We start from the raw sequence: 19,124 nt of genomic DNA, 5'->3' as shown, positions 1-19,124 counted from the left end.
GTCATGTTGACTGGAATCGGCAATATGGCGTGGCTCGGCGCGGCGACGCTCTTCATCCTGAGTCTGCGCGGCCTGAGTCATCCGGCGAGCGCGCGGCGCGGCAATCTCTATGGCGTCGCGGGCATGACGATCGCGGTGCTTGCCACCTTGCTCGTCACGGCGGGCGCGGGGCTGCAGATCGCCATCGTCGCGGCCGTGGTGGGCGGCGGCGTGGGCGCCGTGCTCGCGCGGCGCGTGGAGATGACGCAGATGCCGCAACTGGTGGCGGTGCTGCACAGCTTCGTCGGGCTCGCGGCCACGCTGATCGGTTTCGCGAATTTTCTCGCGCCGTCGGGGCCCGCGATCGGCGTCGAGCGCGCGATTCACGACACCGAGATCTACGTGGGCGCGTTCATCGGCACGATCACGTTCAGCGGTTCGATCGTGGCGTTTCTGAAGTTGCAGGGCACGCTCGGCGGCAAGCCGCTCGTGCTGCCCGCGCGCCATGCGATGAACGCGATCGCGCTGGCCGTTTGCGTCGTGCTCGGCTATCGCTTCGTCGCCGTGCCCGATGCACCACAGGCGCTCTACGCACTGATCGCCATGTGCGTGATCGCGGCGGCGCTCGGCGTGCATCTGGTGATGGCGATTGGCGGCGCGGACATGCCCGTGGTGGTCTCGATGCTCAACAGCTATTCGGGTTGGGCGGCGGCGGCCACCGGCTTCATGCTCGACAACGATCTGCTCGTGACGACGGGCGCACTCGTCGGGTCGAGCGGCGCGATTCTCAGCTACATCATGTGTCGCGCGATGAATCGCAGTTTCGTCTCGGTGATCCTGGGCGGCTTTGGCACGGCAACGTCGACGTCGAGCGCGGCGCCGCAAGGCGAGGTAGTCGCGACGTCGGTGGATGAAGTGAGCGCGCTGCTGCGCGATGCCGCCGAAGTGGTGATCGTGCCGGGCTACGGCATGGCCGTCGCGCAGGCGCAAGGCACCATCAGCGAGATCACGCGGCGGCTGCGTGCGGCGGGCGTGCGCGTGCGTTTCGGCATTCATCCCGTGGCGGGGCGCTTGCCTGGCCACATGAACGTGCTGCTTGCCGAAGCGAAGGTGCCGTACGACATCGTGCTCGAAATGGACGAGATCAACGAGGACTTCACGAGCACCGACGTCGTGCTCGTGATCGGCGCGAACGACATCGTCAATCCGGGCGCGCAGGAAGATGCGGGCAGTCCGATCGCGGGCATGCCGGTGCTCGAGGTGTGGAAGGCGCGCACGGTGGTGGTCTCGAAGCGCAGCATGGCGACCGGTTACGCGGGCGTCGACAATCCGCTGTTCTACAAGGAGAACACGCGCATGCTGTTCGGCGACGCGAAGGGCAGCGTGGACGCGTTGCTGCGCCAGCTGGAAACCGCGTGATGACAAGCTGATGCCGAAGCGATGTCCGCAGTGATGCAGCAAGCCGCCGTTCGCGGCGGTTCATCAACGAATGGAGAGAGACAACGTGGTACATACCAATCGCATCGACGCCGGCTACACGGCGCGGCGGCACAACCGCTGGGTGCAGCTCGTGGCCGGCATCGCCTGCATGGGGCTCGTCGCCAATCTGCAATATGCGTGGACGCTGTTCGTCGTGCCGATGGACGCGCGGCATCATTGGGGGCAAGCGGCGATCCAGCTCGCGTTTTCGATTTTCATCGTCACGGAGACGTGGCTCGTGCCGGTCGAAGGCTGGCTCGTCGACCGCTTCGGGCCGCGTCCCGTCGTGATGGGCGGCGCGTGCTGCGTGGCGCTGGGCTGGGTGCTCGACGCCTGGGCGCCGGTGCTGCCGGTGCTCTACGTCGCGGCGGTGATTTCGGGCATCGGCGCGGGCTGCGTGTACGGCACCTGCGTGGGCACCGCGCTCAAATGGTTTCCCGACCGGCGCGGACTCGCGGCGGGCATGACGGCCGCGGGCTTCGGCGCGGGCGCGGCGCTCACCGTGATCCCTATTTCGCGGATGATTCAGCATTCGGGTTACGAGACCGCCTTCGTGTTCTTTGGACTCCTGCAAGGTGCGTGCATCATGGCGCTGGCTTTGCTGATGGTGCGTCCGCAGCCGCCCGCGCACGCGGCGGGTATCCGGCGCGTGGTCGCCACGAAAACCGATTACACGACGCGGCAGATGGTCCGCGCGCCGCTGTTCTGGGTCATGTATGCGATGTTCGTGTGCGTGGCGGCGGGCGGCATCATCGCGACGGCGCAGATCGGGCCGATCGCGAAGTCGTATGGTTTCGCGTCGATGCCGGTGACCTTGCTGAGCGTGTCGCTGCCGCTGCTGACGATGACGCTGTCGATCAACAATCTCTGCAACGGCTTCACGCGGCCCTTGTGCGGTTTGATTTCGGATCGGATCGGCCGCGAGAACACGATGTTCATCACGTTTCTCGGCGAAGGGCTGGCGTTGCTCGGACTGCGCGAGTTCGGCCACGATCCGTATCTGTTCATGCTGTTCTCGGGACTCGTGTTCCTGTTTTACGGCGACATCTTTTCGAATTTCCCGGCGACCTGCGCGGACACTTTCGGCGCGCGCTATGCAGCGGGCAATGCGGGCACGTTGTACACGGCGAAAGGCACGGCGGCTTTGCTGGTGCCCGTCGCCACGCTGCTCGCCGTGCATGGCGGATGGAACATGGTGTTTGACTTTGCCGCCTGCGTGGCGATGATGGCGGGCGTCTGCGCGAAGGTCGTGTTGCAGCCGATGCGGCGGCGCTGGATCTTCGAGTCGGCGGCGCCGGAGCGCGCCGAGAATGCGTTCGTGGCGACGCCGCTCGGTTCGCGGGAGTAGGCGTTATCGACGAGCGGTTTGTCTGGGACGTGATGCTCAGGCGGCCGCTTTGCCGGACCGCTGGGCGGTGGCGCGAAAGCGCGAGCGGCGCACACGGCGCGTATCGGTGCGCGCCTGAACGCGGTGCGCGTCGATTTCCGATGACGTCGACGAAGACGCGGTGGTCGGCATCGAAAGCGACGCGTACCTTCCTTCATGCTGGCCGCGCTCGATCCATTCGGCGGGCAGGCGGGTGGCGATCAGCCACGTCGCCGCGGCGCCGAAGCTCACGGCGATCAGCGCGACAATAACGACGAATTCCATCAGGTCTCCCTGCGCGTGGTGGTGCAGCGCCGGGCGCTGCTTCCAGTCCTGTTTTCGCAATGTATACCACGGAACATATCGGGTGCGTATCCGTAGCGTATCGGTAGCGTATCGATACGGCGCGCACGAGAATGGTTCGATGCAGACGGGAAAAAGGAAGAGAAGAGGCGCGGAAAACAAAAAAGCCCGCATGTGCGGGCTTTTTCGATGAATCCGGAGTGCTGCTTTATTACTGCTTGAAGAGGCGTGGTGCCCAGGAGAGGACTCGAACCTCCACAGTGTTGCCACCGCTAGGACCTGAACCTAGTGCGTCTACCAATTCCGCCACCTGGGCACGTCTTCAAGCTAGACCGAGATTATAACGCGTTCCCGGTGTCTGTCAACAGATCTTTTCAAGAAAATTTCGCGAAAGCGGTGCTTCGAGAAACATCCGGGTCTTGCCGAGGGCAGAGCGGAGTGAGATAACCTCAAATCCACGTAAGCCGCATGAGCTCGACGAGCTGCTGACACTAAAAGAAAAAAGCCGGCATCAAGCCGGCTTTTTTCATGAATCTTGGTGCCCAAGAGAGGACTCGAACCTCCACAGTGTTGCCACCGCCAGGACCTGAACCTGGTGCGTCTACCAATTCCGCCACCTGGGCAAGGTGTCGCTTACTACTTGCTGCTGCGCTGTGTCGTGCAGCAGAGAAGCGAGATTGTAGCGTGTCTGCAGGAACTGTCAAGCGTCTTTTGAAAAAATGTTTCAAGGCGCGGGGCGCGCGCGTTTTTGCTGGGCTTTCCAGCGGCGTGAGTGGAGCTTCGCCGGTCCGGTCGAACAGCGCTTTCGAGATGCGCCGCGCGCAGGCGTTCGCAACGAGTCTGCACAAGGCTGCACGGTGAATTGTCGCGTAGTGCGCGGGTGTTAGAATGCCTCGCAGCAGTCCCTGCGGAGCGGCGCGCGTTCGACGTTCGATCCGAGGGGGCCGCCGCATCGCGCAACACTCGAACACGTAGATAGCAGCACTCGAAGACCGGGGCGCGGCACGACAGGCTCGGGCCACGCAAACTCCGACGTCCACGCAACGAGAACAACCATCGACAAGCCCTTGAGCAAATATCCGTACCCGATTCCCAGCCGCGAAGAGATCCTCGGCGTGCTGCGGACCAGCGAATCGCCCTGCACCGCGAACGATATCGCCGAGGCGCTCGCCATCAAGCGCCAGGAGCGCGAAGGGTTCTTCAGGCGGATCGCCGCGATGGAGCGCGACGGGCAGATCCGGCTCGATTCGCGCGGTCACTATCAGCTTGCGCATCCTTCCAATTTCGTCGCCGGGCGCGTGCAAGGCCATCGCGACGGCTTCGGCTTCCTCGTACGTGACGACGGTCAGGACGATCTGTTTCTGCCGCAAGGCGAGATGCAGAAGGTCATGCACAACGACCGCGTGCTCGCGCGCATCGTCGGTTACGACCGTCGCGGGCGTCCGGAAGGGCACATCGTCGAGGTCACGGACCGCGCGAACCGCAGCGTGATCGGCCGTCTGCTCAACGAGAACGGCGCGCTGATCGTCGCGCCCGAAGACAAGCGCATCGGCCACGACATTCTCGTCACGCAGAATCCCAAGAAGGCCAAGGTCGGCCAGGTGGTCGTGGTCGAACTGACCGACTTCCCCAGCCGTCATTCGCAGCCGCTCGGCCGCGTGGTCGAAGTGCTCGGCGACATCGACGATCCCGGCATGGAGATCGAGATCGCCGTGCGCAAGTACGGCGTGCCGCACGAATTCAGCAAGCGTGCGCTCGACGAAGCCGCGAAGCTGCCCGATGCCGTGCGTCCGACCGATATCCGCTATCGCGTGGATCTGCGGGACGTACCGCTCGTCACCATCGACGGCGAGGACGCGCGCGACTTCGACGACGCGGTCTATTGCGAGCCGATGCAGGTCGGCAAGGGCGAAGGCTTCCGCCTGCTGGTGGCGATCGCCGACGTCTCGCATTACGTGACGCCGGCCGGCGGTCTCGACGTGGACGCCATCGAGCGCAGCACTTCGGTGTACTTCCCGCGCCGCGTGATTCCGATGCTGCCCGAGAAGCTCTCGAACGGCCTGTGTTCGCTGAATCCGCACGTCGACCGCTGCGTGCTCGTCTGCGACATGGTGATTACCGCGCGCGGCGAGATCAAGGCGTACCAGTTCTATCCGGGCGTGATTCACTCGGCCGCGCGGCTCACGTACACCGAAGTCGCCGCCGTGCTCAAGAACACCAAGGGTCCGGAAGCCGTGCGGCGCGCCACGCTGCTGCCGCATCTGCAAAATCTCTATGGCGTCTACAAGTCGCTGTTCGCGGCGCGCCAGAAGCGCGGGGCGATCGACTTCGACACCACCGAGACCTATATCGTCTGCAACGCGCAGGGCAAGATCGAGCAGATCGTGCCGCGTCAGCGCAACGACGCGCACAAGCTGATCGAGGAGTGCATGCTCGCGGCCAACGTGTGCGCGGCGGACTTCATGAAGCGCAACAAGCACCCGGGTCTGTATCGCGTGCACGCGGGGCCGAGCGCCGAAAAGCTCGAAAACCTGCGCACTTTCCTGCGCGGCATGGGCCTCACGCTCGGCGGCGGCGATTCGCCGCACGCGAGCGACTACGCGGCGCTGATGGCGCACATCCGCGACCGGCCCGATGCGCAGATGCTGCAGACCATGCTGCTGCGCTCGATGCAGCAGGCCGTCTACAGCCCGGACAACATCGGCCACTTCGGTCTTGCTTATGAGGCGTATGCGCACTTCACGAGCCCGATCCGCCGCTATCCCGACCTGCTCACGCACCGCGCGATCTACGCGATCCTGCAGGGCAAGAAGTACCAGCCGGCCGCGCCGGACGGCGTCGAACTCAACACGGCGCTGTCGCCTCGCGCCCGCGCGCTGCAAGCCGAGGACGAAGAGAAGCGCGGCAAGCGCGCGCGTGGCGGCAACACGGCGATCTGGGAAGAACTCGGTCTGCACTGCTCGGCCAACGAGCGCCGCGCCGACGAGGCCTCGCGCGACGTCGAAGCCTGGCTCAAGTGCTATTTCATGCGCGACAAGCTCGGCGAAGAGTACGGCGGGATGGTGAGCGGCGTGACGTCGTTCGGCATCTTCGTGCAGCTCGATTCGCTGTTCATCGAAGGGCTCGTGCACGTCACGGAGCTGGGCTCGGATTACTTCCAGTACGACGACATCAAGAACGAGCTGCGCGGCGAACGCACGGGCATCCGCTACCGCCTGTCGGACCGCGTGCGCGTGCAGGTGAGCCGCGTCGATCTCGACGCGCGCAAGATCGACTTCCGCCTCGTGCGCGATACGCCGATCAAGCCCGCGCTCAATCGCGGCGGCCAGGCGCAGCAGCACGAGCGCGGCGCGCAGGACGGCGGCCCGCGTGTGCGTTCGATGCCGCAAGGCGAAGAGTCGCGCCGCAAGAAAGCCGCACCCGCGCCCACGGCGGCCGTGAAGGAAGCCCGCGCGGCGCGTGGCGCCGCGAAAACCGCGAAGAAGCGCCCGGCGTCGAAGTCGGTGGCCAAGAAGGCGCCGCCGCGCAAGAAGCGTTGAAATCGCGTCGACGTCGTGGGCATTGCGCACCGGCGTCGCGCTGAAGCTGTTCCAGCAGGACCGCGCCGGTCACGACGACCGGCGCACTTATTTTTGTTCGCGGTGCGCGCAGGCAGGCGCGTCGCGAGCCGTTCATCAGGGGTTGTAGCCAGTCATGTCACGTCTCAAGGTTCTTTACGGTTTTCATGCGGTGACCGCGCGTATGCGGCACGACGCGTCCACGGTCGAAGATATTTACTACGACACGTCGCGGCGCGATCGCCGCATGCAGGAATTCCTGCACGCCGCGAAAGAAGCGGGCGTGCGCATCATTGCTGCCGACGAGACGCGCCTCTGGGGCCTCGCGCACACCGAGCGCCATCAGGGCGTGGTGGCGCGCGTGCACGACATGCCGCTCGCGCAGAACCTCGCGGAACTGCTCGACGGCATTCAGGGTTCGCCGCTGCTGCTGGTGCTCGACGGCGTGACCGATCCGCATAACCTCGGCGCGTGTCTGCGCGTGGCCGACGCCGCGGGCGCCCATGCGGTGATCGCGCCGCGCGACCGCGCCGTGGGCCTGAACGCCACGGCCGCGAAGGTCGCGAGCGGCGCCGCCGACACGGTGCCGTACATCACCGTCACGAACCTGGCGCGCGCGCTGCGCGAGCTCAAGGACGCGGGGGTGTGGATCATCGGCACGGCTGGCGACGCGCCCACGGGCCTTTATCAGACCAAGCTCGACGGTCCCGTCGCGCTGGTGATGGGCGCCGAAGGCGAGGGCATGCGCCGTCTCACGCGCGAAACCTGCGACGAAGTCATGCAGATTCCGATGGCCGGCACGGTCGAGAGCCTGAACGTCTCGGTGGCGTCGGGCGTCTGCCTGTTCGAAGCCGTGCGCCAGCGCGCGGTGGCGCGCTGATCGCGCATCGCGTTTCACCCGCGCCTGGATTCTGATCGACGCAGCATGACACTCTTGGGTTTGACCCGGCGATTTGCGCGGCATGGCGCGCCGTTCGCCGCGCTCGGCGCGGTGCTGGCGCTTGCCGCCTGCACGCCCGCCACGATGATCGACCGCGGCGGCTACGTCGCGGATACGCAATATCACGCGCGTAGCGCCGATTCGCGCATCCGCTTCCTCGTGCTGCACTACACGGAAGGCGACGAGCCGACCTCGCTCGAGGAACTCACGCGCGAGAACGTGAGCGCGCATTACCTCGTGCCCGAGCATCCGCCGCTGCGCGACGGCAAGCCCGTCGTGCTGCAGCTCGTGCCCGAAACGCAGCGCGCCTGGCATGCGGGCGTGAGCGAGTGGCAGGGCACGACGGAGCTGAATGCGGCGTCGATCGGGATCGAAAACGTCAATTCCGGGCCGCACGATACGCCCGCCGGGCGTACGTGGGCGCCCTGGCCGCCCGATCAGGTGACGGCGATCATCGCGCTCTCGAAGGACATCGTCACGCGTTACGGCATTCCGCCGACGCGCGTGGTGGGGCACAGCGACATCGCGCCCCAGCGCAAGATCGATCCGGGTCCGGCGTTCCCGTGGAAGCAGCTATACGACGCGGGCGTGGGCGCCTGGCCCGACGACGCGACCGTGCAGGCGGATCTGGCGGGCCGCGCGCCCAATGCGCCCGCCGACGTGCGCGGCCTGCAGGTGAAGCTCGCGCGCTACGGCTACGAGGTGGCCACCGACGGCGTGCTCGACGAGCGCACGCGCCGCGTGTTCGCCGCCTTCCAGATGCACTTCCGGCCGAGCGACTATTCCGGCACGCCCGACGCCCAAACCGACGCGATCGCCCAGGCGCTGCTCGACAAATACGTCGACAAAACCGCGCCGGCGCTGCCCGGCACGACCGAAACGGCGCCCTGACGCCCGCGGCGATGCATGCCGCATGCCTTTCCGGCGCGCGGCACGACAGCCCGCACGACGGCCCGAATCCGGCGCATCTTCGCCGATCCCCGCAGGTCCAGGTCCGCAACTCCGGTAAACTAGGCGTTTTCCGCGTTTTTCTTTCCTCGGGCAGTTCCCCATCATGACTCAAGACGAACTCAAACAACTGGTCGGCCAGGCCGCGGCCGACTATGTCAACGCGAACGTGCCGGAAGGCGCCATCATCGGCGTCGGCACCGGCTCGACCGCGAACTGTTTCATCGACGCACTGGCCGCCAGCAAGGGCCGCTATCGCGGCGCGGTGTCCAGCTCGGTGGCCACCACCGCGCGCCTCGAAGCGCAGGGCTTCAAGATCTTCGACCTGAACGACATCGAATCGCTGCCCGTCTACGTGGACGGAGCCGACGAGATCGACGCGTCGGGCGCGATGATCAAGGGCGGCGGCGGGGCGCTCACGCGCGAGAAGATCGTGGCGTCGGTGTCGGAAGTGTTTGTCTGTATCGCCGATGCGAGCAAGCTCGTGGACGTGCTCGGCCAGTTTCCGCTGCCGATCGAAGTCGTGCCGATGGCGCGCACGGCCATCGGCCGCCGCGTGACGGCGCTCGGCGGCGTGCCGGTGCTGCGCGTGAAGCAAGACGGTTCGCCCTTCATCACCGACAACGGCAACGAGATTCTCGACGTGAAGGGTCTGCGCATCAGCGACCCGCGCACGCTCGAAGCGCATGTGAATGCGTGGCCGGGCGTGGTCACCGTCGGTCTGTTCGCGTCGCGCGGCGCCGATCTGTGCTTGCTGGGCGGCGCGCAAGGCGTCGAGCGCATCGAGTACCGCAAGGCTTGATCGCGATGTCCGGCTGATCGTCGGGATCGGCCGGCAGGGCGGTGGCGAGGCGTCAGTCACGCCGCCGTCCGCAAGATTGTGTTTTAGCGGTTCCGGCGGAGCGAAGTGTGCGTCATCTACGTCGACAGGCGTCGATACGCTTCGATTGATTCGGCATCCTGATGAATATGAGAGCAGCGGATGCGCGATCGTTGTGCCGTCAACATGCGGGGGAAAAAGGCGAAACGCGCCGTCCCGGGCACGTTTCGCGAAATCCTTCGGCTCACGAGAACCGCGCGCGGCCCTTCGTCACTCCACCGTTTCGGCCTGATGCAGACGCGGCAGCAGGCGGTCGAACTCGCGGCGCACGAGGCCGTAGCACTCGCACGCGCGGCCTTCGAGGCCCTTGCGGTCGAGGATGCGGATACGGCCGCGGCTATGGTGGATCAGGCCTTCGTCGTGCAGCTTGCCGGCCGCTTCCGTGATGCCTTCGCGACGCACGCCGAGCATATCGGCGATCAGTTGCTGCGTGACCGAGAGGTCGTTCGAGGCCACGCGATCGACTTCGATCAGCAGCCAGCGGCACAGTTGCTTGCTCAGCGAGTGATGACGATTGCAGGCGGCGGTTTGCGCGACCTGCGTGAGCAGTGCGTGCATGTACAGCAGCATCAGGCGACGCAGGAAGTCCGAACGCGCGAATTGTTGCTTGAGGCTTTGCGCGCTCATGCGGTAGGCGAAGCCCGCGCACTGCACCTGCACGCGGTTCGGCATGGTTTCGCCGCCCGTGAGCACCGGCACGCCGGTCATGCCTTCGCGGCCGACGGCGGCGATTTCCACGGAACTGCCGTCTTCCATCGTCGAGAGCATCGAGATGATGGCCGTGGTCGGAAAGTAGACGTGATGAATGCGCTGGCCGGAGTCACAGAGCAATTGTTCGGTGCGCAGATGAACGAGTTCGAGATGCGGTGCGAGAGCTTGCCATTCGTGCGACGGCAGGGCGCCGAGCAGGTGATTGCCGTGCAGGTCTGATTGAAGGGTCAACATGATTTGGTCCTCGTGCGAAGCGACTTTCGTCGCCCCATGTTTTTTCGTTCCGGCTGTCGAGCATGTTGTGTTTGCCGCTTCCCGTAGCGGCTCTGCGTTCGGCTTGCCGGCCCCATAGTCCCGAGTCGTTCGCGAGATCGTTGTCTGCGATACGCCTGTGTGGCGTACCTCTCAAAGCAGGGTGTGTGCCAGATGACCCCGAATCGTTCAGGCGCGTGGCTTTGCGGGCGATGCAATGCAAGAACGGGGGCATAAAGCGGGATTTTTGTTTCAATTCTGTACGACGACTACGCCTGCGCTTTGCGCGGTTCGCGCATTTTATATCGACGTAAATCCTTGAATTTATTTGGGTATTCGTGCTTCAGGCAGGGGGTGCGAAAAATGACTCCATGCTGAAACATGCGCGCATCGAAAAAGGGGGCGCGGCATCCGGGCGCAGGCAAAAGCGTGCGGATTTGATTCATCCGTGTTGCACCGCGAGGGCGGCGCGAGGAAACGTTCGGTCCTGAAACATGACCCGCGTAACGCCGCGTCACGTTACGTGGGCTAGCGCACATAAGCGCCTCGCATGCTGTGTGAGGCTCGCAACGTCTGCCATCTTTCTTCGTTCATTCATGACACGGACGCGCGGTTGCATGCGCAACGGCCTGACCGCCTCACGCGAACCGCGGCGATGGCATCGTCGGGTCATCAGCGCGCGATCAGTGTGGGTATGCGTACAGAATCGTCCGATGCGCTTTGTTCCAATGGAATCCGAAAACGGGGGTGCGAGGTGCACCCATAACCAGCGTTAACGGAAGTATCGGAACAACCGAAGCATTCGGAACGGGGAGCTTCTCGCATGAACCAGATCGTGACGCCGGCCGGCGTGATCGCCGCGGCCAATGAACCCGAAGTCGCGCTCGTCGTCCAGCCGGTGGTGCTGGCGGGCGGATCGGGCACGCGGCTGTGGCCGCTTTCTCGTGAGCACTGCCCCAAGCAGTTGATCGACCTGCTCGACGGCGAGTCCCTGCTCGAAGCCACCGTGCGCCGCCTCGACGGCCTCTATGCGCGCGCCGGCAGCAGCGTGCGCAAGGCCGCGCCGCTGGTGGTGAGCAGCGAAGAGTTGCGCCACATGACCGCCGACCGTCTTGGCCGCAGCGGCATGGCCGCGCGTGTCGTGTTCGAACCGGTTGCGCGCAATACCGCGCCGGCGTTGACCGTGGCCGCGCTGGCCGCCCACGCGACGCATGCCGCTCACGCCGCCAGTGCGGCGGCGACCGGCGCGGACGGTTCCGTCAGCGACAGCGATCCGATTCTCATCGCCATGCCGGCCGATCATCTGATTGCCGACCGTAACGCGTTCGCCGCCGCGCTCGAAGAGGCCGTGACCTACGCGGCGCGCGGCGCGATCGTCACGCTCGGCGTGCCGCCGACGCGCGCGGAAACCGGCTACGGCTATATCGGCGCCGGCGCGGCGCTGGGCGCGGGCGGCGCGCGCAAGATCGAGCGTTTCGTCGAAAAGCCCAGCGAGGACGTCGCCGAAAGCTACGTCGCGTCCGGCGATTACTGGTGGAACAGCGGCATCTTCGTCGTGCGCGCTTCGGTCTGGCTTTCGGCGATCGCGCATTGCCGTCCCGAGATCTCCGTGCATTGCGCGCAAGCCTTCGAGCGCGCGGCCGTCGACGCCGACGGCGCCGTGCATCTCGATGCGGCGACGCTCGCCGCCTGTCCGTCCGACTCGATCGACTACGCGGTTATGGAGTCCATCGGCGCCGACGCGCGTCTCGCGGGCGTGGTCGTGCCGCTCGTCGCGGGCTGGTCGGATGTGGGCGCGTGGGACGCCGTCTGGCAGGTCTCGCAGAAGGACGCGGCGGGCAACGTCGCGCGCGGCCGCGTGCTGTTCGAAGACTCGACCGAAACCTTCGCGCATTCGGACGGCCGGCTGGTCGCCTGCGTGGGTGTGCACGGCGTGGTGGTGGTGGAGACCGCCGATGCGGTGCTGGTTGCGGCCAAGGATCGCGTGCAGAACGTCAAGGCGATCGTCGGCAAGCTCAAGGCGCAGCGCGGCGAGGAAGCGCAGCACCATCGGCGCGTGGAGCGTCCGTGGGGCTGCTACGACTCGATCGATCGCGGCGAACGCTTCCAGGTCAAGCGCATCGTCGTGAAGCCGGGCGGCGTGCTGTCGCTGCAGATGCATCACCACCGCGCGGAGCACTGGGTGGTCGTGCGCGGCACGGCGCGCGTCACGCGCGGCGACGAGGTGTTCCTGCTTTCGGAAAACGAATCGACCTATATCCCGCTCGGCGTGAAGCATCGCCTCGAGAATCCGGGCAAGACGCCGCTTGAAATCATCGAGGTGCAGTCGGGCGGCTATCTCGGCGAAGACGACATCGTGCGCTTCGACGATCAGTACGGCCGCGCGCCGGCTCTCGTCACGCGTAGCTGAGATTGAGCGGCGCACGCAACTCGCGTCGAGCAACGTGCATCAAGAAGGGCCCATGAATGAAGCCTCGCTGAGGACGGCGGCGCGCATCGCTGCATATGCACAGACGCGCGCCGCGTTGCCGCCCAGGTGTAAGCGAGTGCTTCATACAGACGACAGACGAAAACGACGACGAATAACTTCAAAACAAAACAATCGGGCAACCGAAGGGCCAATTGCAGTGTGCTTTCGAGATCTGGATCGAATAGGGCGTGAAACGTAGGCCTTTCATGTCAGGAAATATCCTGGCTGGCGAGATATGCAATACGCATGGCAACGTACGCTTGAGATCGACGCAGCTTGAGGGCCCGTGCAGTAACCGGCAAACAGGGCGATAACGCCGCATCGGGGGGAGGGGTCATGGAACTGGGAAACAAAGAACGATCGCTGGTGAGCAAGGTCATGGATGGCCTGATCTCGGGCATAGTCGAGGAACGTTACGGCGCGATTCTGCCGCCGCAGGACGTGTTGTCGAAAGAGTTCGACGTAAGCCGCACCGTCATGCGCGAAGCGCTGTCGATGCTGCTCGCGCGGCACATGCTCGACGTGCGTCCGAAGATCGGCACACGCATACGGCCGATGCGCGACTGGCGCATGATCGACGAAGACGTGGTGAGCTGGCGCTTTCGCGCGAAGCCCGACAAGACGTTCTTGCGCGACGTGATCGAGTTTCGCGCGCTGATCGAGCCCGCAGCCTGCGCGCTGGCCGCCGAACGCGCGAGCGCCGCGGATCTCGCGGGCATTCGCGACGCCTACGAAGCGCTCAGCCAGACGAGTCCCGGCGACGCGGGCTGCCAGGCCGCCGACACGTTACTGCACACGCGCATTCTGGCGGCGAGCGGCAATCAGTTCTATCAGCAGATGGCGGCGATCATTCGCGGTGCGCTGTCGCTCGTGAATCCGATCGTCAGCGAACGTGACGGCGGCTGGGCGAACATCGTCGCCGGACATGGACGCGTGGTCGACGCGATCGAGCGGCGCGCGCCGCAGGAAGCGCAGGCCGCGGCCGCCGCGATGATCGAATTCACCGCCGACGAACTGCATCACGCGCTGACTCAGGAAGCGATCGAGCAGCCGCGCTGAACGCGGCCGTTTGAAGTTTCGCTTCGCCTCGAACCCGGCCCCGCATCGCGCGGCCGGGTTTTGCGTCTTTTGCGTCTTTCCCGCGCGTGACATGCACGGCGCGTCGATTTGCTCTCCCGCGCGCGAGCCGGTATCGTCCTGAGCTTCGAGCGCGCGACATATCGACGCAGCGTTAGAGCGACAGAACGGGAGAGGGCGAGGCATGAGCGAGATTCAGACGATCCGTTGGGGCATCGTGGGCGCGGGCCGCATTGCGCGGCGCTTCGCGCAGGGCGTGCAGCACGTGCGCGACGCGCGTGTGAGCGCGGTATGGTCGCGACGCGCGGCGCCCGCCGAAGCGCTCGCCGGCGAGTTCGGCGCAACGGCTTGCGAGAGCTTCGAGGCCTTGCTCGCGAGCGGCATCGACGCGGTCTATATCGCCACCATGCAGGACAGCCACGCGCACTACGCGATTGCCGCGCTCGAAGCCGGTGTGCCGGTGCTCTGCGAGAAACCCGCCACCGTGAACGTCACGCAGCTCGAGCGCGTGCTCGACGCCGCGCGCGCGGCCAGGCGTCTTTTCATGGAAGCGATGAAGCCGCCGTTCTATCCGCTGTATCGCGCCTTGCGCGCCCATCTGGAAGCGGATCCGATCGGTCCCGTCGGCCTCGTGCGCGCGGGCTGCTCGGTGGCCAACGTGCCCGCCGATCATCCGTCGTTCTCGTTCGAGCATGCAGGCGGCGCGCTGCTCGACATCGGCGTGTACGAGATGTTTCTCGCCGTGGACTGGCTCGGCGCGCCGCGCGAGGTGCAGACCTTCGGGCGGCTCGGCGCGACCGGCGTGGACACCTTCGCGAGCCTGAATTGCCAGCATGAAAACGGTATCGCGCAGCTTTTTTGCGGACTCGATCTGCACGGATACGGCGACGCGCTGCTGGCGGGCCCGCTCGGCAACGTGACGATCCATGCGAACTGGTGGAATCCGGTGCGCGCGACCATTCGTTACGTGGATGGCCGCGTGGCGGAGCTGGACGAGCCTTTCGACGGCGGCGGCCTCAACTACGAGACCGCGCACTTCTGCGAGCTGTTGCGCGAGGGCGCGCTGGAGAGTCCGATCCTGCCGCACGAGACGTCGCGGCGCATGATCGCGATGGCCGATTCGGCGCGCGCGGCGCTAGGCCTCAAGTTCGCCTGCGAGTGACGAGAATACGGAGGCAGTTGCGCCGCGCCGCGTGAGGTGCGCGGCGCGTGCATGTAGCGATTCCTCAGTGCCGCGAAGGCAGCGCGAGGCGCTTTTCGTACCAGTGCTGGACCCATTCGAGGATCTGGCACAGCACCCAGTACACCGCGGCGGCGGCGAGATAGAGCGGCAGCGGCTGATAGGTCGAGGCGATGATTTCCTGCGCGCTGCGCAGCAGCTCCGTCACCGTGATCACCGAGACGAGCGAGGTGTCCTTGATCAGGCTGATGAGACTGTTCGAGAGGCTCGGCACGGCAATGCGCAGCGCCTGAGGCGCGATCACGTAACGCAGCGTCTGGCGGCGCGAGAGACCGAGACTGTACGCCGCGAGCCATTGGCCGTGATGAATGCCGAGAATCGCGCCGCGCATGCTTTCGGAGAGATACGCCGCGACATTCGCGGAGAGTGCGATCACGCCGGCCGGCGTCGGATCGAGCGAGATGCCGATGCTTGGCAATCCGTAGTAAATCACGAAGATCTGCACGAGCAGCGGGGTGCCGCGCATGATGCTCACGTACACGCGCGCGATCACGGGAAACGCGCGGTTCGTGCTGATGCCCATGAGCGCGAGCACGGCGCCGCCGATGAGGCCGAAGATCATCGACAGGATGGCGAATTTGATCGTCAGCACCGCGCCCTGCGCGAGCACCGGCAGCGACTGGATGATGAGCGTGTAGATGGGCATGGGGAAAACGCGCGCGAGACGCGGGTTAGGGGCGCGAGGAGCGCCGTGAAATAACAAGGGGCGGCATCGTGCGATGCCGCCCCGCGCGCATCACCTTGCGCACGATACCCGCGCGGCGAGCCGCACGTCGGGCACGTTGCGCAAGGCGCCGGACGCCGTTACTTCGTGACCGGTTTGGTCACGTCGATGCCGAACCATTTGTCGGAGATCTTCGCGAAAGTGCCGTCGGCTTCGAGTTGCGTCATCGCGTCGTCGATCGCCTTGGCGAACTTCGGATTGCCCTTCTTGAACGGAATGCCCGACGGGTTGCCGTCACCGACGATCGAACCCGTGCGCAGCGGCAGCTGCGAGTTCTTCAGCAGGTACGCGAGCATCAGGCGGTCGTTGAGCGCCGCGTCCAGACGGCCGGCGGCCAGGTCGCGCAGATACTCGGGCGCGCCCGGATAGGTCTTCACGTCGATGCCCGGCACCGACTTGGCCATGTCCATGTAGTTCGTGCCCAGACCGACCCCGAGCTTCTTGCCCTTGAGGTCGTCGAGCGACTTGAACTGGCGCGTGTCGTCCTTGCGCTGGATGAGCTGCGCCGCCGAGTATGTGTACGCCGGCGAGAAGTCGAGCACGGCCTTGCGCTGGTCGGTGATGCCGACCTGGTTGACGATCACGTCGAACTTGCCTGCCTGCAGACCGGCGATGATGCCGCTCCACTCGGTCGTGACGAACTCGGGCTTCAGGCCCATCTTCGCGGCCACGGCGCGCGCGATGTCGACGTCGTAGCCGACCAGCTCGCCGTTGGGCGCCTTCGAGTTGAACGGCGGGAAGGTGCCTTCGAGGCCGATGCGCAGCGTGCCGCGCGCCTTCGCCTGGTCGAGCAGGTCCTCGGCGTGGGCGCTCGCCGCGACAAACGAAACACCGACGAGAGCGACGGCAAGGAGCTTCTTCAGCAAGGATGCTTTCATTGTTTTCCTCTTGTTTTGCTGCGATGTGGCGGCCTTCCCGGCGCTGGATGGCGCGCGCCTGGCGAGGCGATCGGGAGGGCTGCCGCTTTCAGGCCGGGCGACGCCTCCGAAGCGCCGCGCATGGCCGGAAATACTGAGTCAGAAACTATAGCCTCAGGCGCGGCCCGAGGCCAGCGCCCGCGCGCATTCGGCAACGAGCGCCGGACCGCGATAGATGAAGCCGGTGTAGACCTGCACGAGCGCGGCGCCCGCAGCGATCTTCGCGCGCGCGTCCTCGCCCGAGAAAATGCCGCCCACGCCGATAATCGGCACCTGCTCGCCGAGTTCGGCGCGCAGCTTGCGGATCACCTCGTTCGACGCGTCGAACACCGGACGGCCCGACAGACCGCCGGTTTCGGCGGCGTTCGGCAGGCCTTCGACGGCCGCGCGCGAGAGTGTGGTGTTGGTGGCGATCACGCCTTCGATCTTGTGGCGCAGCAGCGTGTCGGCGATCTCCTTGACCTGTTCGTCGTCGAGATCGGGAGCGATCTTGAGCGCGAGCGGCACGAGCTTGCCGTGCATGTCGGCCAGACGCTGCTGCTTGTCCTTGAGCGCCGCGAGCAGGGCGTCGAGTTCGCCGCCGCCTTGCAATTGACGCAGATTCTTCGTGTTCGGCGACGAAATATTGATCGTCACGTAGCTCGCGAACGGATAGACGCGTTCGAGGCAGAACAGGTAGTCGTCGGCGGCGCGCTCGATCGGCGTATCGGCGTTCTTGCCGATGTTCAGGCCGAGAATGCCGCGATAACGCGCGGCCTGCACGTTCTTCACGAACTGCTCGACGCCGTGGTTGTTGAAACCCATCCGGTTGATGATGCCGCCCGCCTCGGGCAGACGGAAAATGCGCGGACGCGGATTGCCCGGCTGCGGACGCGGCGTGACCGTGCCCACCTCGATGAAGCCGAAGCCCAGCGCGGCGAATCCGTCGATGGCGGCGCCTTCCTTGTCGAGACCCGCGGCGAGACCCACCGGGTTGCGGAACGTGAGACCCATCACCGTGCGCGGCGAATCCGGGACGCGCGGCGCAAGCAGGCCGGCCATGCCGGTGCGGCCCGCGGCGCCGATCATGCGCAGCGAGAGATGGTGGGCGTCTTCGGCGTCCATGCGGAAGAGCTGGTCGCGAACGAACGGATAAAGGGTACTGAACACGGGAGGAAGGCGCGCGCGCCGGAAAATGGGAACCCGCTATTTTAGCGAGAAAGCCGGGCGAGGGAGGCGGCTGAACGGGCGCAGGGCGCGCGTGGCGGCGAAAACGCGCGCGCGAGGCCGCGCGGCGGCCGTCTCCTAACGCTCGGGCACCGGATCGAGCGCGCGCCAGACGCCGTCGAAAAGCCCTTCGAGCGGCTGAAAACGCGCCTTGTACGCCATCTTGGGACTTTCGCGAATCCAGTAGCCGAGGTAGACGTAAGGCAGTTGAAGGCTGCGTGCCTGCTCGATCTGCCAGAGGATGTTGTAGGTGCCGTAGCTCGCGTGCGGATCGTCGGGCTCGAAGAACGTATAGACCGACGAGAGGCCGTCGCCGAGGATGTCGATCATGCTGACCATGCGCAGCGTGCCGGGCTCGTCGGGCTGTTGCGGATCGGGCTCGCGAAACTCGACGAGGCGCGAGTTGATCCGGCTTTGCAGCAGGAACTGCTCGTACTGGTCGCGGCTGTCGCGGTCCATGCCGCCGCCCGCGTGGCGCGCCGACTGGTAGCGCATGTACAGCGCGTAGTGCGCTTCGTCGTAATGCAGCGGCGCGACGGTCGCGACGAGCGCGCCGTGCTGCTTCCAGGTGCGCCGCTGCGTGCGGCGCGGCGTGAAGCGCTCGACCGGCACGCGCACCGGCACGCAGGCGCGGCAGCCGTCGCAATAGGGCCGATAGGTGAAGACGCCCGAGCGGCGAAAGCCCGCTTTCACGAGATCGGTGTAGACGTCGGAGTTGATCAGGTGGCTCGGCGTGGCGACTTGCGAGCGCGCGATGCGCCCCTCCAGATAACTGCAGGGGTAAGGCGCCGTTGCATAGAATTGCAGCGCGGAAAGCGGTGAAAGCGGCAGCTCGTTGGGATGCGTCACGTTGGCAGCTCTCGTAGCGGTTCGGATCGTCGCGGATCGGCGTGATTGCCGCGCGCGGGCGCAGGGGAGGCGCAGGACGCCGGGTTGCCGTGCCGGGCGCGCCGCAGAGCCGCGCAGCGTCTCGTTCTGCGGGCCGCGGATGCGACGTGTTCTGCTTGCATACTAACATCGACGCCAGGCGGGAATCTATCGAATTGCGCGGCGTTGTGCGAGGCGGACCGCGTGT

The 19,124-nt window shown here is 65.8% G+C and carries 15 protein-coding genes and 2 tRNA genes; 9 read left to right on the top strand and 8 right to left on the bottom strand.

The features are described 5' to 3' along the window. The first annotated feature begins 3 nt into the window (after positions 1 to 3). Both G5S35_RS08555 and oxlT read left to right on the top strand, forming a co-directional pair. Positions 4 to 1,398, top strand: a complete 1,395-nt coding sequence (locus G5S35_RS08555) for an NAD(P)(+) transhydrogenase (Re/Si-specific) subunit beta (protein ID WP_183038202.1) — start codon at positions 4 to 6, stop codon at positions 1,396 to 1,398. Positions 1,399 to 1,483: 85 nt separating this feature from the next. Further along, positions 1,484 to 2,806 (top strand): oxalate/formate MFS antiporter, encoded by a 1,323-nt coding sequence (gene oxlT, locus G5S35_RS08550; protein ID WP_258365496.1) that lies wholly within the window; start codon positions 1,484 to 1,486, stop codon positions 2,804 to 2,806. A gap of 36 nt (positions 2,807 to 2,842) precedes the next feature. Here oxlT and G5S35_RS08545 read toward each other — a convergent pair whose 3' ends face one another. From G5S35_RS08545 to G5S35_RS08535, 3 genes are all read right to left on the bottom strand, one after another. Next, entirely contained in the window at positions 2,843 to 3,109 is a 267-nt protein-coding gene (locus G5S35_RS08545; RefSeq protein ID WP_065063219.1) for a hypothetical protein, read from the bottom strand. Between the two features lie 247 nt (positions 3,110 to 3,356). Then, positions 3,357 to 3,443: transfer RNA gene (locus G5S35_RS08540), tRNA-Leu, on the bottom strand. A 220-nt stretch (positions 3,444 to 3,663) separates the two neighbouring features. Next, a tRNA-Leu gene (locus G5S35_RS08535) sits at positions 3,664 to 3,750 on the bottom strand. 444 nt (positions 3,751 to 4,194) lie between these two features. Here G5S35_RS08535 and rnr point away from each other — a divergent pair. The 4 genes from rnr (at position 4,195) to rpiA (ending at position 9,374) form a co-directional block, all read left to right on the top strand. Continuing rightward, positions 4,195 to 6,666, top strand: coding sequence for a ribonuclease R (rnr, locus tag G5S35_RS08530; protein ID WP_065063221.1), 2,472 nt, complete (start codon positions 4,195 to 4,197; stop codon positions 6,664 to 6,666). A 154-nt stretch (positions 6,667 to 6,820) separates the two neighbouring features. Then, positions 6,821 to 7,564, top strand: coding sequence for a 23S rRNA (guanosine(2251)-2'-O)-methyltransferase RlmB (gene rlmB, locus G5S35_RS08525; RefSeq protein ID WP_065063223.1), 744 nt, complete (start codon positions 6,821 to 6,823; stop codon positions 7,562 to 7,564). A 45-nt stretch (positions 7,565 to 7,609) separates the two neighbouring features. Next, positions 7,610 to 8,515, top strand: coding sequence for an N-acetylmuramoyl-L-alanine amidase (locus G5S35_RS08520; protein ID WP_074984279.1), 906 nt, complete (start codon positions 7,610 to 7,612; stop codon positions 8,513 to 8,515). Between the two features lie 163 nt (positions 8,516 to 8,678). Next, the gene (rpiA, locus tag G5S35_RS08515) at positions 8,679 to 9,374 is read left to right on the top strand and encodes a ribose-5-phosphate isomerase RpiA (protein WP_065063226.1); all 696 of its coding nucleotides are present in this window, start codon (positions 8,679 to 8,681) and stop codon (positions 9,372 to 9,374) included. Between the two features lie 288 nt (positions 9,375 to 9,662). On the opposite strand, the gene G5S35_RS08510 is transcribed toward rpiA, so the two are convergent. Next, positions 9,663 to 10,397: a Crp/Fnr family transcriptional regulator gene (locus G5S35_RS08510; protein ID WP_065063228.1), complete on the bottom strand. Its 735-nt coding sequence runs from the start codon at positions 10,395 to 10,397 to the stop codon at positions 9,663 to 9,665. 841 nt (positions 10,398 to 11,238) lie between these two features. Between G5S35_RS08510 and G5S35_RS08505 the strand changes: the two genes are divergently transcribed. From G5S35_RS08505 to G5S35_RS08495, 3 genes are all read left to right on the top strand, one after another. Next, positions 11,239 to 12,825 carry a mannose-1-phosphate guanylyltransferase/mannose-6-phosphate isomerase gene (locus G5S35_RS08505; protein ID WP_183038201.1) on the top strand — a complete coding sequence of 529 codons (1,587 nt, stop codon included), beginning with the start codon at positions 11,239 to 11,241 and terminating at the stop codon, positions 12,823 to 12,825. A 396-nt stretch (positions 12,826 to 13,221) separates the two neighbouring features. Beyond that, positions 13,222 to 13,944 (top strand): FadR/GntR family transcriptional regulator, encoded by a 723-nt coding sequence (locus tag G5S35_RS08500; protein WP_065063232.1) that lies wholly within the window; start codon positions 13,222 to 13,224, stop codon positions 13,942 to 13,944. 202 nt (positions 13,945 to 14,146) lie between these two features. Continuing rightward, entirely contained in the window at positions 14,147 to 15,124 is a 978-nt protein-coding gene (locus G5S35_RS08495) for a Gfo/Idh/MocA family protein (protein WP_065063234.1), read from the top strand. Positions 15,125 to 15,188: 64 nt separating this feature from the next. On the opposite strand, the gene G5S35_RS08490 is transcribed toward G5S35_RS08495, so the two are convergent. The 4 genes from G5S35_RS08490 to G5S35_RS08475 all read right to left on the bottom strand — a co-directional run bounded on the left by G5S35_RS08490 (position 15,189) and on the right by G5S35_RS08475 (position 18,898). Then, the gene (locus tag G5S35_RS08490) at positions 15,189 to 15,848 is read right to left on the bottom strand and encodes an amino acid ABC transporter permease (RefSeq protein ID WP_065063236.1); all 660 of its coding nucleotides are present in this window, start codon (positions 15,846 to 15,848) and stop codon (positions 15,189 to 15,191) included. A 158-nt stretch (positions 15,849 to 16,006) separates the two neighbouring features. Beyond that, positions 16,007 to 16,804 carry a cystine ABC transporter substrate-binding protein gene (locus G5S35_RS08485; RefSeq protein WP_065063238.1) on the bottom strand — a complete coding sequence of 266 codons (798 nt, stop codon included), beginning with the start codon at positions 16,802 to 16,804 and terminating at the stop codon, positions 16,007 to 16,009. Positions 16,805 to 16,957: 153 nt separating this feature from the next. After that, on the bottom strand, positions 16,958 to 17,992 hold the full coding sequence (locus tag G5S35_RS08480) for a quinone-dependent dihydroorotate dehydrogenase (RefSeq protein ID WP_065063240.1): 1,035 nt from the start codon (positions 17,990 to 17,992) through the stop codon (positions 16,958 to 16,960). Between the two features lie 135 nt (positions 17,993 to 18,127). Next, positions 18,128 to 18,898 carry an arginyltransferase gene (locus G5S35_RS08475; protein ID WP_065063242.1) on the bottom strand — a complete coding sequence of 257 codons (771 nt, stop codon included), beginning with the start codon at positions 18,896 to 18,898 and terminating at the stop codon, positions 18,128 to 18,130. Positions 18,899 to 19,124: the final 226 nt, after the last annotated feature.

The sequence above is a fragment of the Paraburkholderia tropica genome, assembly GCF_014171495.1.
Taxonomy (GTDB): domain Bacteria; phylum Pseudomonadota; class Gammaproteobacteria; order Burkholderiales; family Burkholderiaceae; genus Paraburkholderia; species Paraburkholderia tropica.
The sequence above is the reverse complement of the archived record's forward strand: the minus strand, read 5'-3'. Positions and strand labels throughout refer to the sequence as shown.

Coding starts and splice junctions, on each gene's coding strand:
- rlmB (WP_065063223.1), top strand. CDS start 6,821: ATGTCACGTCTCAAGGTTCTTTACGGTTTTCATGCGGTGACCGCGCGT.
- G5S35_RS08485 (WP_065063238.1), bottom strand. CDS start 16,804: ATGAAAGCATCCTTGCTGAAGAAGCTCCTTGCCGTCGCTCTCGTCGGT.
- G5S35_RS08510 (WP_065063228.1), bottom strand. CDS start 10,397: ATGTTGACCCTTCAATCAGACCTGCACGGCAATCACCTGCTCGGCGCC.
- G5S35_RS08545 (WP_065063219.1), bottom strand. CDS start 3,109: ATGGAATTCGTCGTTATTGTCGCGCTGATCGCCGTGAGCTTCGGCGCC.
- rpiA (WP_065063226.1), top strand. CDS start 8,679: ATGACTCAAGACGAACTCAAACAACTGGTCGGCCAGGCCGCGGCCGAC.
- G5S35_RS08555 (WP_183038202.1), top strand. CDS start 4: ATGTTGACTGGAATCGGCAATATGGCGTGGCTCGGCGCGGCGACGCTC.
- G5S35_RS08520 (WP_074984279.1), top strand. CDS start 7,610: ATGACACTCTTGGGTTTGACCCGGCGATTTGCGCGGCATGGCGCGCCG.
- G5S35_RS08505 (WP_183038201.1), top strand. CDS start 11,239: ATGAACCAGATCGTGACGCCGGCCGGCGTGATCGCCGCGGCCAATGAA.
- G5S35_RS08495 (WP_065063234.1), top strand. CDS start 14,147: ATGAGCGAGATTCAGACGATCCGTTGGGGCATCGTGGGCGCGGGCCGC.
- G5S35_RS08490 (WP_065063236.1), bottom strand. CDS start 15,848: ATGCCCATCTACACGCTCATCATCCAGTCGCTGCCGGTGCTCGCGCAG.
- G5S35_RS08500 (WP_065063232.1), top strand. CDS start 13,222: ATGGAACTGGGAAACAAAGAACGATCGCTGGTGAGCAAGGTCATGGAT.